The organism is Gemmatimonadaceae bacterium, assembly GCA_037721215.1.
In the GTDB taxonomy this organism is placed as follows: Bacteria; Gemmatimonadota; Gemmatimonadetes; order Gemmatimonadales; family Gemmatimonadaceae; genus UBA4720.
Map to the genome: position 1 here is coordinate 1 of JBBJNV010000007.1, position 14,030 is coordinate 14,030.

Annotated in this window: 13 protein-coding genes; all 13 read left to right on the forward strand. The window is 60.0% G+C overall.

The window, feature by feature from the left end; translation table 11 throughout:
- Window positions 1-1,486: carboxyl transferase domain-containing protein (locus WKF55_04710; protein ID MEJ7758875.1), on the forward strand; the 1,486-nt coding region annotated here is incomplete at its 5' end.
- A gap of 1 nt (window position 1,487) precedes the next feature.
- Window positions 1,488-2,846 carry an acyclic terpene utilization AtuA family protein gene (locus tag WKF55_04715; GenBank protein MEJ7758876.1) on the forward strand — a complete coding sequence of 453 codons (1,359 nt, stop codon included), beginning with the start codon at window positions 1,488-1,490 and terminating at the stop codon, window positions 2,844-2,846.
- On the forward strand, window positions 2,846-3,208 hold the full coding sequence (locus WKF55_04720; protein ID MEJ7758877.1) for a hypothetical protein: 363 nt from the start codon (window positions 2,846-2,848) through the stop codon (window positions 3,206-3,208). The genes WKF55_04715 and WKF55_04720 overlap by 1 nt, the downstream gene beginning before the upstream one ends.
- Window positions 3,205-3,369, forward strand: a complete 165-nt coding sequence (locus tag WKF55_04725) for a hypothetical protein (GenBank protein MEJ7758878.1) — start codon at window positions 3,205-3,207, stop codon at window positions 3,367-3,369. Before WKF55_04720 ends, WKF55_04725 begins: the two co-directional genes overlap by 4 nt.
- Window positions 3,366-4,274 carry an aminotransferase class IV gene (locus WKF55_04730; GenBank protein MEJ7758879.1) on the forward strand — a complete coding sequence of 303 codons (909 nt, stop codon included), beginning with the start codon at window positions 3,366-3,368 and terminating at the stop codon, window positions 4,272-4,274. Before WKF55_04725 ends, WKF55_04730 begins: the two co-directional genes overlap by 4 nt.
- A 35-nt stretch (window positions 4,275-4,309) precedes the next feature.
- On the forward strand, window positions 4,310-6,880 hold the full coding sequence (locus tag WKF55_04735; protein MEJ7758880.1) for a DUF3656 domain-containing protein: 2,571 nt from the start codon (window positions 4,310-4,312) through the stop codon (window positions 6,878-6,880).
- Window positions 6,881-7,057: 177 nt separating this feature from the next.
- On the forward strand, window positions 7,058-9,148 hold the full coding sequence (locus WKF55_04740) for an ATP-dependent DNA helicase RecQ (protein MEJ7758881.1): 2,091 nt from the start codon (window positions 7,058-7,060) through the stop codon (window positions 9,146-9,148).
- Between the two features lie 3 nt (window positions 9,149-9,151).
- Window positions 9,152-10,366 carry an acyl-CoA dehydrogenase gene (locus WKF55_04745; protein MEJ7758882.1) on the forward strand — a complete coding sequence of 405 codons (1,215 nt, stop codon included), beginning with the start codon at window positions 9,152-9,154 and terminating at the stop codon, window positions 10,364-10,366.
- Window positions 10,363-10,914, forward strand: coding sequence for an isoprenylcysteine carboxylmethyltransferase family protein (locus WKF55_04750; protein ID MEJ7758883.1), 552 nt, complete (start codon window positions 10,363-10,365; stop codon window positions 10,912-10,914). Before WKF55_04745 ends, WKF55_04750 begins: the two co-directional genes overlap by 4 nt.
- Window positions 10,915-11,154: 240 nt before the next feature.
- The gene (locus WKF55_04755) at window positions 11,155-12,777 is read left to right on the forward strand and encodes an Rne/Rng family ribonuclease (GenBank protein ID MEJ7758884.1); all 1,623 of its coding nucleotides are present in this window, start codon (window positions 11,155-11,157) and stop codon (window positions 12,775-12,777) included.
- A gap of 91 nt (window positions 12,778-12,868) precedes the next feature.
- Window positions 12,869-13,186, forward strand: a complete 318-nt coding sequence (gene rplU, locus WKF55_04760; protein ID MEJ7758885.1) for a 50S ribosomal protein L21 — start codon at window positions 12,869-12,871, stop codon at window positions 13,184-13,186.
- An 11-nt stretch (window positions 13,187-13,197) separates the two neighbouring features.
- Window positions 13,198-13,476, forward strand: a complete 279-nt coding sequence (gene rpmA / locus WKF55_04765; GenBank protein ID MEJ7758886.1) for a 50S ribosomal protein L27 — start codon at window positions 13,198-13,200, stop codon at window positions 13,474-13,476.
- Between the two features lie 115 nt (window positions 13,477-13,591).
- A complete protein-coding gene (locus WKF55_04770; GenBank protein ID MEJ7758887.1) occupies window positions 13,592-14,017 on the forward strand; it encodes a hypothetical protein in 426 nt (141 codons plus the stop codon).
- The last annotated feature ends 13 nt before the right edge of the window (window positions 14,018-14,030 follow it).

Genomic DNA, 14,030 nt, shown 5'->3' on the forward strand with positions numbered 1-14,030 from the left:
CGGCCAGGCCCCGGCTGCAGGCGTTGTGACAGGCATCGGAATCGTGCATGGCCGGGAGGTGGTGGTCGTTGCCAACGATGCCACCGTCAAGGCCGGCTCGTGGTGGCCCGAGACGATAAAGAAGATTCTCCGCGCGCAGGAAATCGCCATGCGATGCCGCGTGCCGATCATCTATCTCGTCGACTCTGCCGGTGTGAACCTTCCCTATCAGGGCGGGGTCTTCCCAGGGCAATACGGCGCCGCACGCATTTTCTATTACAACTCGATCATGCGCCGCTACCTGCACGTTCCTCAACTCGCCGCAGTTATGGGTCAGTGCGTTGCAGGTGGTGCTTACCTGCCGGCGCTGTCTGATGTGATCCTGATGGTCAAGGGAACATCGTTCATGGGCCTGGGAGGACCAAATCTCGTCAAGGGAGCAACCGGCGAGACGATTGACGGTGAGACGCTTGGCGGTGCCAGCACTCACACCCGGATCAGTGGCGTGGCGCACTACGCACTCGATGACGACAACGCCTGCCTCGCGAAGCTGCGGGATCTGATCGAGCGGCTTCCTGGTGAAGCCGCTGGCAGGCAGTCTGACGCTTACGCCGTGAGATTCGAAGGGGCGGGCAAGAATTCGCATCGCAGCATTCGTGCGTCACGCGCAGCGAGATCCACCGCGAATCCTCCCGAACCGGCGACCGATCTCTATGATCTGCTGCCGAGTGACCACCGTATGTCTTACGACATGCATGCAATCCTCGCAGCGATTCTGGATGACGGCGCAATCGACGAATTTCAGGATACGATCGCGCGCGAGATGATCTGTGGAGATGCAAAGCTGCAGGGGATGACAGTCGGCGTCATCGCTAACCAGCGCGGCCTGATCAAGGGGAGGGAAGGGGAAAAGCCGCGGTTCGGTGGCATCGTCTACGCTGAGAGCGCCGAGAAGGTCGCGTATTTCATCGATCGTTGTGACCGTCAGGGCATTCCGCTTCTATTCGTGCAGGATGTGTCAGGCTTCATGGTGGGGCCGGAAGCGGAGCACGAGGGCATAATCCGGGCTGGCGCGCGGTTCGTAGAGGCGATGGCCACGACACGGGTTCCGAAAATTGTGTTGACGGTCAATCATGCATCGGGCGCCGGATATTACGCGATGGCCGGCCAGGGGTTCGACCCTGACTTTATTTTCAGCTGGCCCACTGGCCGGATGGCCGTCATGGAAGGAGCATCGGCGGTTCAGGCAGTCCACGGCCCAGCGCTCGACGCAGCCAGATCCGCCGGTGTCGACCCATCACCCGAAGTCGCAAACGCGGCCGAAGCCATGCGCGCGGAATACGAACGCCAGCTCGATGCCCGATACGCTGGTGCTCGTGGCTTCATCGACGCGATAGTTTACCCGGAGGATACACGGGACGTGCTGGGAATGGCGCTCCGCACGTCGTTGCATAACACTGGACCTCACCTGGGACCGTTCGTGCTACCCCCTCATCTCGGAGAATGATTTGACGAAGACCGTCAGGGTCGCGAGCGGCCAGGGCTTCTGGGGGGATTCGCTCGATGCCCCGCGGCAGCAGGCGGAAGGTGGACAGATCGACTATCTGATGCTCGACTATCTCGCCGAAGTCACGATGTCCATTCTTCAGAAACAGAAAGAGCGCGATCCGTCAACGGGTTACGCGCGCGACTTCGTCGGTGCCATCGACAGTGTGCTCACCGGCATTACGGAACGAGGGGTGCGCGTCATTGCAAACGCAGGCGGCGTCAATCCTCCCGCATGCGCATCAGCGATTCGACAGCTCGCCCACTCAAAAAGTGTTTCGGACAAGGTGCGAATCGCCGTCGTAACCGGTGACGACCTTCTCGGCGATCTCGACCGGCTTCTCGATTCGGGCCACCCTCTCGCCAACATGGAGTCCGGCGAATCCCTTGCAACGATTCGTGACGAAGTGCTCTCGGCGAACGCATACATCGGCTCAACACCGATCGTCGAAGGATTGGGTCGCGGGGCAAACATTGTTATTACAGGTCGGTCGACAGACACGGCTCTGACAATGGCGCCACTGCGTCACGAATTCGGATGGGGACCCACCGACTGGGACTTGCTGGCAGCGGGAATCATTGCGGGCCACATCCTCGAGTGCGGTGCCCAGTGTTCGGGTGGCAACTGCCTGCACGATTGGCGCAGCATTCCCGACCTCGCCAACGTCGGATATCCGATTGCGGAAGCAAGTGCCGATGGTTCGTTCGTCGTTATGAAGCATCCTGGCACCGGCGGCCGCATCTCGGTTCCTTCGGTAACCGAGCAACTTGTGTATGAAATGGGAGATCCCCGGGAGTACATCACCCCCGATGTAGTCGCTGATTTCACCACTATCCAGCTTGAATCGGATGGTGACAACCGTGTCCGCGTGTCTGGAATAAAGGGACGGCCGGCAACCGACAAGCTCAAGGTCTCGATTGCCTACCGTGCCGGGTTCAAGGCAATCGGGACCCTCGTTTATTCGTGGCCCGATGCACTTGAGAAAGCCCAACTTGCGGATCGGATTCTGAGGGAGCGACTTGACCGGCTCGGACTTCATTTCGATGAAGTGCTGACGGAGTTCGTCGGCGTGTCGGCGACGCATGGTTCGCTCGCTGGCCAGCAGGCGGACTACCCGGAAGTTCAATTGCGGGTAGGAGTTCGCAGCCGGAACAAGGGAGCGGTCGAACGCTTTTCCCGGGAGATTGCACCGCTGGTGCTCAATGGACCGCCAGGTGTTACCGGTTTTGCCGGGGGTCGGCCAAAAACCGAGGAGATCGTTGCGTACTGGCCGGCGTTGATCGACAAGTCGGTAGTCAGCACCCACGTTGAGATGGTCTGATGAAGATCCGATTGCTCGACATCGCACACGCGCGCTCAGGCGACAAGGGAGATACTGCAAACGTGGGCTTGATCGCGCTCAGACCCGAGTGGTATGGGCTGCTCGTGGAGCATGTGACGCGGGATGCTGTACGCGCGCATTTTATGGGAGCGATTACGGGCGATGTGGATCGGTTTGAGCTGCCCAATCTCAACGCCCTCAATTTCCTGCTCCACGGGGCGCTCGGCGGCGGCGGCACGCTGTCACTGAAGACAGACGCTCAGGGCAAGGTCTATTCCACGGCGCTCCTGCGAATGATCATCGAAGTGCCTGACGGTGAGGCCCGCACCAGTGGATTGTCTCCATCGGACTCGGCTGCATGACTCCGATGACTACCGCCAGGCTTGCGCTCGCCCTCGCCGCGGCGGTGCTGTTCGGCCTTGGCATCAGGGCCGATTCGTCTCCTTTACGGTGGGCCGCGATGGCTCTGCTTACCGCGGCGCTGATCATGCGGTTTTTTGACCGCGACAGGAAGAAAAAATGAGGACGAATGAACAGCTGGCTGAACCAGTCCCGCGGCCCGATGCGAAGGGCGATGCCGGGGCAACTGTCTATTTCGACGGCCGATTCATTTCGAAGACTGAGGTCAGGGTTTCACCTGACGACCGCGGCTTCCTCCTGGGCGACGGCATCTATGAAGTTGCTGCAGCGTACGATGGGCGGTTCATTGCGCTCGATCGCCACATCGCGCGGCTCCGACGCAGCCTCACCGAGGCACGAATCGACGGCGATGTCGCCGATCCCATGGAGACGGTGTTTCAGGAATTGCTCGAGAGAAATGGATTGTCCGAACGCGGGAACGCCATGGTATATCTCCAAGTAACGCGTGGCTCGGCGCCCCGCACCCATGCCTTTCCAAAAGGAAAGGTTCGTCCTACCGTCTATGCGTATGCGGCACTATTCCCGGCGGTGGGAGATTTGACCGCTGGTGTGTCAGCGATCACCCGGCCTGACCTGCGATGGTCCCGGTGCGATATCAAAACCATCTCGCTGATCGCCAACTGTATGGCCAATCAGGAAGCAAAGGAAGCGGGGGCGTTCGAGGCAATTCTTGTTCGGGACGGGATTGCGCTTGAAGGGACTCACACAAGTTTCTTCGCCGTGGTAGACGGAACGGTGCGTACGGCTCCTCTGTCGAATTTGATTCTGCCCGGGATTACCCGCGAGATAGTCATCGAGGCGTGCAGACGGGATGGGCTCGATGTCAACGAAGAAAACATTCCAGTTGATCTGCTGCCAGCCGCCGACGAGCTCTTCATAACAGGGACGACTACCGAGGTAGTCCCGATTGTCAGCCTCGACGGCAGGCACGTGGGTGACGGCAGCCCCGGTCCGGTGACACTAAGAATCGCCCGACTTTATCGTAGCGCAATCGGCATGGCTGGATAACAACTGGAAGTGACCACCTCCCGCTAGATTGGGGGGTGCCTCGCAACAACGTCATACCCGAGCTTCTTGCGCCGGCCGGTTGCCTCGATGCGGTTCGCGCGGCAATCGCCAACGGTGCTGACGCCGTTTACCTCGGCGCTCAAAAGTTCAATGCGCGCGATGAAGGTGCTCAACTCACACTTGATGAGGTCGGCACCGCATGTCGCCTGGCTCACTCGCGCGGCAGTCGCATCTATCTCACACTGAACACACTGGTCAAACCAGCCGAGCTTGCCGATGCGCTCCTCTTTCTCGGTGACGCGATCGATCGTGGCGTCGATGCGGCGATCGTACAGGATATCGGCATCATCCGGCTGATTCAGGCTGTTTATCCGGGCTTCGAGATACACGGGTCCACTCAACTCACCGTTCACGACACGGCCGGCGCGGCCGTGATGCGCGACCTCGGCATCGACCGCGTCGTGCTGGCGCGCGAAAACACACTTGCTGACATCGGCGCGATCAGGTCGGCTGTACCGGAGCTGGGACTCGAAACGTTCGTGCACGGCGCGCTGTGCATTTCGTACTCAGGTCAATGCTACATGTCCGGGATGATTTCAGAGCGAAGCGCCAACCGGGGTTCCTGCGCGCAGTCGTGTCGCAAGGACTACACACTTCGCGATCTGGATAGCGGTGAGTTGCTCGATGAAGGGTACCTGATCTCCGCCCGCGATCTCGCCGCGCACGAGAGTCTGCCCAACCTTGCTCGCGCAGGGGTGGGGTGCCTCAAGATTGAAGGCCGCAAAAAGAAGCCGGAATATGTGGCGGTGGTCACACGAAATTACCGCGGAGTGCTCGATCGTATTGCAACGGGGGATAACCCGGTGCTTGACGAGGAAAACATCCAGGATCTGGTGCAGATTTTCAGCCGCGGCTTTACACCGGGGATGTATACGGGAAGAGCCGGCAGAGATTATGTCACTCGGTCGCACCCGGACAATCGCGGGCTCGTGCTTGGGACAGTCGCCGGTCAGGAAGGGGATGACGTCATCGTGGAGTTGACAGCCTCCCTCGTGGTGGGCGATGGCGTAGGCTTCGAGCCTCCGCCGGGTGAAAATGGAGCAGTGAGCGGATTCTTCGTAACAAACGTCCGGACTCTCGTGGACGCGCCGGGCGCAGTGAGGCAGGCGATTCGTTCGAGGATCCGGGTTGCCGCGGGTTGGCAGGTGGTCAGGAGCTTCGACTCGAGGCTGATGAATGCGGCGCGACACAGTTATGAGAGCATTGATGTGTTGCAAAAGGCTTTGCGGATCCGTGTTGACGCGCGGATTTTTGGCTCTCCCGGCTCGCCTCTCAAGGTTGTGTTCGCTACGTCAGACCAGACTGTAACCGTGATGAGCGACATTGCGCTCGCACCAGCTGCGCGACGTTCGCTCGACGAAGCCCAGCTCAGAATACAACTCGGCAGGCTCGGTGAAACCCCATTCGTGCTCGGCACAGTCAATACGGAGGCATTGCACGACGGGCTGTTCATTCCTGTCAGCGAGCTCAACCGGATGCGGCAGGTGGCCACCGAACAGCTCGAGTTGCGGTTGAAGCGGAGCGAGGACGGCAGTCGTGCAGACCGAGCTGAGCGTGTCGCCGCGGCAATCGCCGGTGTCCCGCTGTCGTTGCGAAGTGTGTCGGCAATTGTGTCAGGCGAGATGGGAACCCACCGGGGTGTGCCCGCCGCTTTCTCCCCTCAACCGGCGCCGGAATCGGCATCGCCGGAGTTCGGTCTTACCGCCGAGGCGTTCGATCTGGATGATGCGCTGACCGCGGCGCGCGGCGGCGCGACGGAAATTTGCTTTGATCCTTTCCTGCGCCATCCTGCACCTCCGCTCGCCCGGGTCAACCTGCTCCGTGAAAATCTGCTGTCCGAGGGGGCGAGCCTTCGCATTCGGCTGCCGTCTATCGTCAGGCCGGAAGAGCGGCGCTCAATCCAGAAGTGGCTCGATCTGGGACTGCCCATGAGCTCGGGACATCTTGGTCTGGTCGCCGAGCAGTCAGGGGAAGGACGTGACATCATTGCGGACTACGCGGTGAATTGTTTCAACCAGCACACTGCCGCGGAGCTATTCCGCCTTGGCGCGCGCCGGATCGTGCTGTCGGTAGAGTTGACGGCAGCCGAGATGATCGATATCACCGCACCATGGAATGGCGCCGGTTTCGATGCGTTCATCTACGGGCGGCCCGAAGGAATGACAATCGAACATTGCGTGTTGTCGGCAGCATTCAATCGCAAGCCCAAGACATGCCGGGATCTTTGTGTCAGGGATCATCCAAACGTCGAGCTCACCGATCCCGCTGGCTATGTTTTTCCGGTAGCGACTGATAACGCCTGTCGCAACCGGCTGCTTCATTCAAGGCCTCTCGAGGCTTCCGAATTTGTGCCACGGCTTTGGCACGCAGGAATACGAAATTATCGAGCGGTATTCAACGTTCGAGGTGATCAGGTGGGCAGTATCGTCGGCGGCTACCGCGATCTGCTCGAATCGCTGCAATCTGGCGAGCAGCCGCGCACTCACCTGCCGCGATCGCTGATGGGGAATCAGTTCACGCGTGGTCATTTCGCCCGCGCAGTCTGAAGCAGCGGACGATCGGTGCAATACTGGCGCTGCCGCTTGTTCTACGCGCGCTCGCTCGGACATTCCCTGATGCACGCCGGAAAGGTTCTGCGGAGTTACGGGGCCGGCGCGAGGAATTCGGAGTCTCGCGCGATTGCTCGATGATGCTTTTGCGAGCTTATCCAACACCTTGACTTGATGTCCCGCCCAACAATGGATGCAGCGCGCGACGCTCTGAAATCCGCGTTCGGCTACGACCAGTTCAGGCCGGGACAGGAGGAGGCCATACGGGCTGTTCTCTCCGGCAGGGACACCCTCGTGGTCTTGCCCACGGGGGGAGGCAAGTCCGTCTGCTTCCAGATTCCCGCGCTGGTCCTGCCCGGAATAACGGTGGTAGTTTCGCCGCTGATCTCCCTCATGAAGGATCAGGTAGATGCACTGGAGGCGCGCAACCTCCCCGCGACTTTCATCAACAGCACACTCACGTCGTCCCAGGTCTCCGACAGGCTGGCGCGGGCTCAGCGCGGCGACATCAAGCTTCTGTATCTCGCTCCCGAGCGCCTCGACTTCGGCAACGTGACAAACCGTCTCGGAGAGATGGGAGTCAGCCTCCTGGCGGTGGACGAGGCGCATTGCATCAGCCAATGGGGCCATGACTTTCGACCCAGCTATATGCGTGTTGCCGAAGCGAGGAAAAAACTCGGCGCACCGCCAACGGTTGCGCTTACTGCCACCGCCACGCCTGAAGTGCGAGACGACATTTGCCGTCAGCTTGCTCTCACCAATCCTCAAACGATCATTACCGGTTTCGACCGCACGAATCTGGCGTATTATGTGCTCCCTGCCCGTAATGATGCAGAAAAGGATGAACTGCTGGTGCAAACCCTGAATCACCACGAGGGTCTGGCAGTCGTTTACGCCGCGACACGCAAAGCCGTGGACCGGCTGACCTTTGTTCTTGAAAGGGAAGGCATTGCCGCAGCCGGATACCATGCCGGTCTGGACGATTCACACCGGCGAGAAGTTCAGGAGTCATTCATGACGGAGCGGATTCGCGCAATCATCGCTACCAACGCGTTTGGCATGGGGATAGACAAACCGAACGTCCGCATCGTCATTCATCATGCGATGCCAGGCACTCTGGAAGCGTATTATCAGGAAGCGGGCAGGGCCGGGCGGGACGGAAAGCATTCGGATGTCTTCCTGCTGCACTCTTTCCCCGATCGCTTTACTCACGAATTCTTCATCAAGGGTGCGCATCCGGATCGGAAAACCGTCGGGCTCGTGTATGATGCCCTCGCGCGGCAGTCAGTGGCCGGTCGCGACTTGCCCACCAATATCGATGACATCCTGCCTCTGATCCGCGCGAAAACAAACGCCCGCGAAGTTGACAGCTCGCTGCGAATCCTCCAGCAGGCAGGAGCAGTGACGGATGCGACAGGCTCCGGCAGCTGCGTGCTTGTTCGCCTTCTTGCAACCCCTGAGCGAATCAAGCGGGAGCTGCCTGGCGGGGAAAATCCCGAGCTCGGATTGTTGCGGGCCTTCTGGCGCCTGGCCGGCGACGCGCTGAGTTCGGGCGCAACCATCAACCTCGATTTTTTGCCACCGGGACTGTCTGCGCGATCTACGGCACACCGCCTTCTCGATTCGCTGCAATCGCGCCAGTTCGTAGTCTGGGAACGCGCCGACGGCGGCCTTTCGCTCCCGAACGCGACGATGCCGCTGGCAGCTTTCAAGGTGAACTGGGCAGCAATTGAGAAACGCCGCACCGGCGAGTTGTCCAAGCTCGACGCAGTGCAGAAGTACGCCTACACAAAAAGCTGCCGCCGCGGATTCATCCTTCGTTACTTTGGCGATCCCGCGGCACGGGACCGTTGCAGTGGCTGCGACAACTGCCTGAGTACTGGCGGGCCGCGCCGCAGCTCCATTCCAGCCCGGGGAAATGCAGCACCGGCTCGTGCCCCCAGATCCGCGGCGCGGGGTCTGCGCGGCGCGTCCAGCGCCAGCCGAACAGTACACAGTGTCTCCGAACCAAACGAGCCGCTGGAAGCTTCTGCGGAACGCTTGTTCGCGGCGCTGAAGACGCGGCGAGGCGAGATCGCGCGCGAGCAGAAGATTCCCGCATATATTGTATTTTCCGATCGCACACTCGCGGAAATTGCGACGCGCAAGCCCCGATCTCTCGGTGCACTGGGCGAGGTTCGAGGCGTTGGACAAGCAAAGCTGGCCCGCTACGGCGAGACCTTTCTTGCCATTGTTCGCGGGGCCGACGAAACCGAAGCCGCATAGGTAATGGACGATTCACTGTATTTCACCGAACAGCACATCGCCGTTCGTGACATGGTGCGCGAATTCGCGCGCGACGAAGTTGCTCCGGTAGCAGCAAAATTCGATGCCTCGCAGGATTTTCCCTGGGAGAACATCCAGAAGATGGGCGAGCTGGGGTTGCTCGGAATCCCCTGGCCCGAAGAAATGGGTGGCGCCGGACTCGATCTGCTGAGCTACATGATTGCGATCCACGAGATGTCGAAGGTCGATGCATCGCACGGGATAACGATATCAGCGCACACCACTCTGGGTACGTCCCCGATAGTCAATTTCGGTACGGCCGAACAAAAGGAGCGATTCGTACCTCTTCTCGCGTCCGGCAGTGTTCTGGGTGGCTTCGGACTCACCGAGCCTTCGGCGGGTAGCGATGCCGCGGGGACACGTACCACCGCCGTGCGCCGGAACGGTCATTTCGTCCTCAACGGGTCCAAAATCTTCATAACTCATGGTGGCGTTGGCGAGATTTTCGTCGTCACTGCCGTGACTGACCCATCCGCGGGAACGAAAGGCATCAGCTCGTTCATTCTCACGAAGCACGCCGATTTGTCGACTCGCGCTGCATCGACGATAGGGCACGACCCGTCGCTGCCGGACATGCGCGGCTTCAGGGCGGGAAAGAAGGAAGACAAACTCGGCTGGCGAGCGTCGGACACGCGCGAGCTGATTTTCGAAGACGTCGAAGTGCCCGAGGAAAACCTGCTCGGCGCTGAGGGAATGGGGTTCATCAATTTCATGCAGACACTCGATTCCGGACGCGTTGGAATCGCCGCACTGTCGCTTGGAATCGCGGAAGGCGCCTTTGAGCAGTCACTCAGGTACGCCAGCGAGAGGAAGCAGTTCGGTCAGGCGATCGCGAGCTTCCAGGGAATTCAGTTCCAGCTGGCCGACATGGCGACCGAAATCGAAGCAGGGAAGCATCTCCTGTATCATGCCGCCTGGCTGGCGCAGCACCGGAAACCATTCGGAAAGGAGGCTGCCATTGCCAAGCTCTTCTGCTCCGAACTGGCGATGCGCACTACGATCAAGGCCATACAGATCCATGGCGGATACGGTTATACCAAGGACTATCCGGTCGAAAGAATGATGCGTGACGCCAAAATCTGCGAGATTGGCGAAGGAACATCGGAGATTCAGCGGATTGTGATCGCGCGGCACCTGTTACGGGGTATGCTCGATTGACCTATTCGGAGGTCGCCAAGAAACTGCGACTTCCGCTGGGATTCGCTCTCGGCCTTGCCTACCTCATCTGGGCCCCCGCTGTTGCCACCGGCCTGACGCTGCTTGTCGGAGGGGTCGTCGCGCTGGCCGGTATCATTGTCAGAGCATGGGCGTCCGGCCATATAACCAAGAACGAGAGACTGGCAACGACGGGCCCGTACGCGCACACGCGTAACCCGCTCTATTTCGGCAGCTTTCTCATCGGCGCGGGCTTTGCAATCGCGGCGCACTGGGCGCTGCTGCTGGTCGTCATAGCGTTCTGGGCACTGGTGTACGCTCCGACGATGCAGCGCGAGCGCGCCAACATCAGCGGGCGCTTCCCAGACGCCTATGATCAGTATTCAGCAAATGTGCCCGCCTTTGTGCCAAGGGTCACTCCGTGGCGGAACGGTCCGGATGAGGGCGGATTCAGCGGAGCGCTCTACATGAAACACGGCGAATGGAAGGCTGGAATCACTTTCATTCTCGTGATCGGATGGCTTGTGCTGAGGATGAAGCGAGGGCTGTAAGTTGTTGTCGCCATTGCACGAACGGCTCTGTCGCCACTACATTCACCGAAAGGAATCTTTGCCCGGCAGGCATGCGGATGTACGCGCGACTCGCGTCAGCCATACACATGCCTGGCCGGCATGCACAACCGTGTAACTGCACATTCAGGCGTCGCGTTACCGCGCGCCCATACCTTGGGATAATCCGCCAGCCGAGCACCAGCGCCGAGTCGCCGTTGGGTGAGGGCGAGGCGGGTGACGATGAAAAGAGAACTCCTCATAAACGCCGGTCCGCGCGAGACCCGGGTGGCGATTCTGGAGGACGGCAAGCTCGTAGAGCTGCTTGTGGACCGTCCGGACACCCGGCGCATGGTGGGCGATATATATCTCGGCAGAGTCGAAGCTGTCCTTCCGGGCATACAGGCCGCATTCGTCGACATTGGCACCGAGAAAAGCGCATTTCTTCATGCCACGGACATTGTGCGTGAGTCTGCGGAAGAAGCGGCGGACGAGGATGAAGACGACGACGTCGACATTCCGGAGTCTCCAGGCGCCGATGCCAGGGTGGCAGGTGTAAGCCGGAACTCTGCTCCGGCGCAGGCGGCTTCGAACGGTGTCGGGTCGCGCCGGGGCGGTAAGGCTCCGCCTATCCAGGACGCTCTCAAGCGCGGCCAGGAAATCATGGTTCAGATATCGAAGGAACCGATTTCCACCAAAGGCCCCAGGGTAACCGCACAGATCTCGATGGCCGGTCGCTTCCTGGTTTACATCCCTGACTCGTCGCGAGTGGGCGTGAGCCGCAAGATTGGACAAGGGCCCGAGCGTCAGCGGTTGAAGGAGCAGGTCGCGGCGATACTCCCGGAAAAATCGGGTGGGGTAATCGTCAGAACCGTCAGCGAGGACGCCACCCCCGAGGCGCTCAAGCGCGACCTCGAAACGCTGATGGCTCAGTGGAAAAAAATCAAGCGCAAGAGCACGTTCACCCGCGGCCCGGCGTTGCTGCACAGGGAAAGCGGGCTCACCAGCGGGCTGGTGCGCGATTTGTTCAGTGCCAAGGTCGATAACCTGACGATCGATGCAAAACCGGTCTTCGCCGAAGTCACGGAATATCTGAAAACCGTCGCGCCGGATCTCATTCCCAGGGTAAGGCTGCACGAGGATCGCGTGCCGTTGTTCGATCAGGCCGGAATCGAGGCAGAAATCAGGGACGCGTTCAAGCGTCGCTGTGAACTGCCATCTGGCGGCTACCTGATCGTCGAGCCGACTGAAGCGCTTGTCTCGATTGATGTTAACTCAGGGCGTTACACGGGCAAAAAAGACCCCGAAAAAACGGTCCTGCGCACCAACATGGAGGCGGCCGCGGAGATCGCCCGGCAGCTGAGGCTCCGCGACGTTGGCGGCATTATCGTTTGCGACTTCATCGACATGGAGACGAAGCAGAACAGGGAGAGGGTTCTCCAGGAGCTTCGAACGCATCTCAGCCGCGATCGTGCGCGAACGAAGGCCTTTGCGGTAAGCGATCTGGGCCTGATCGAGATGACGAGGCAGCGGGTTCGGCAGAGCCACTATCAGACGATGACGGAATCGTGTCCGACGTGCGAGGGTACCGGCCGCGTGTTCACCCCGGAAACCATCGTCCGGAGAATGGAGCGATCGGTTCGGCGGATGGTGGTGGAAGGCAGGAAGGACAACCTGCTGGTCAAGCTGCATCCTGACGTGGCGATGTATGTGCTGGAGCAGGAGCGTGAGCTTGTCGGCAAGCTGCAAAAGGCGGCGTCATTCTCGCTTGAGTTGCGCGACGATCCGCTTCTGAAGCCGGATGAGTTCAAGCTCGTCGTCAAAGGGCAAGGGCGTGATGTTACGCAACAGTACGCAATGGCGTGACCGCAGAAATCATACTTCTGCGAAATTGACTTGATCCTGTCGGGCTTTTATCTTTAGAGGCTGTAAAGCTTTCTCCAACCAGCAGTTACTAATGTCCTACGCAATCATCCGAACCGGCGGCAAGCAATTCCGCGCCGAGTCTGGCAAAACTCTCAGGATTCCAAGCCTTCCCGGCGATGCCGGTGCCAAGGTCACATTCAACGACGTGATTCTGGGCTCCGATGGCGACAAGACCTTTGTCGGTGTGCCGTCGCTCAGCGGAGCCTCGGTGGCCGCGGAGATCGTCAAGCATGGCCGCGACAAAAAGATCGTGGTCTTCAAGATGAAGCGGCGGAAGAATTACGCAAAGAAGCAGGGTCACCGCCAGGGCTTCACTGAAGTCCGTATCGGCGACATCACGCTCGGATAGAGGAATTTCAGATGGCACATAAGAAAGGCGTCGGCTCGTCCAGAAACGGCCGCACCAGCAATCCACAGTACCGCGGTGTGAAGAAATTTGGCGGCGAAAAAGTTATCGCCGGCAACATTATCATCCGCCAATGCGGAACCAAGTGGCACCCGGGGCGTAATGTCGGCCTGGGCACCGATTTTACCATCTATGCCCTGATCGACGGCTTCGTCCGGTTCGAGCACAAGAACAAGACGAGATTCAAGGTGAGCGTTTACCCCGAGCAGCAGGAAGTGGCTGGCGCTGCTTAGCCGCCAATTAGCCTCTTGCACCAACCCCCGCTTGCGGGGGTTTTTTTTGCCCGAAACCCCGGCTGTTTTTTTGCGTAATGACATTCGCGTATTGCCACTTCAACAAGAGACGACAATGGCGTTCATCGATAAGCTGAAAGAAGAACTTGACCGCGCAGGCAAGGCGGCCCAGGGCGCGTTCGACGACGGGAAGACACGGCTCGAGGCGTTTCGCACGCGCCAGCTCGCCGACAAGGCCGCGCAATCGCTTGGGTACGCGGTGTTCCGGGCCAGGCAGAGCGGGTCGGATGTGGATAGCGACACTTACGACCGACTCTCCGCGACACTCGCAACGCACGATGCAGAAGCCTCGCGTTACGAAACAGAGCTCGATCAGAAACGCAGGGAGTCGACCGCGGAGCGCGACGCCCACACCGCCTCGGCAGATATGTCGCCGCCTGCTGCGCCGACTGCAACGGCAACGTCGGCCACACCGCCAAAATCCTCGGCTCCCGGGAGCGACCACGGTATCTCGCCAGAAGCTCAGGATATTTCTGGGTAAGCCTCAACTCCTC

Coding starts and splice junctions, on each gene's coding strand:
- WKF55_04720 (MEJ7758877.1), top strand. CDS start 2,846: ATGAAGATCCGATTGCTCGACATCGCACACGCGCGCTCAGGCGACAAG.
- WKF55_04770 (MEJ7758887.1), top strand. CDS start 13,592: ATGGCGTTCATCGATAAGCTGAAAGAAGAACTTGACCGCGCAGGCAAG.
- rpmA (MEJ7758886.1), top strand. CDS start 13,198: ATGGCACATAAGAAAGGCGTCGGCTCGTCCAGAAACGGCCGCACCAGC.
- rplU (MEJ7758885.1), top strand. CDS start 12,869: ATGTCCTACGCAATCATCCGAACCGGCGGCAAGCAATTCCGCGCCGAG.
- WKF55_04740 (MEJ7758881.1), top strand. CDS start 7,058: ATGTCCCGCCCAACAATGGATGCAGCGCGCGACGCTCTGAAATCCGCG.
- WKF55_04725 (MEJ7758878.1), top strand. CDS start 3,205: ATGACTCCGATGACTACCGCCAGGCTTGCGCTCGCCCTCGCCGCGGCG.
- WKF55_04730 (MEJ7758879.1), top strand. CDS start 3,366: ATGAGGACGAATGAACAGCTGGCTGAACCAGTCCCGCGGCCCGATGCG.
- WKF55_04745 (MEJ7758882.1), top strand. CDS start 9,152: ATGGACGATTCACTGTATTTCACCGAACAGCACATCGCCGTTCGTGAC.
- WKF55_04755 (MEJ7758884.1), top strand. CDS start 11,155: ATGAAAAGAGAACTCCTCATAAACGCCGGTCCGCGCGAGACCCGGGTG.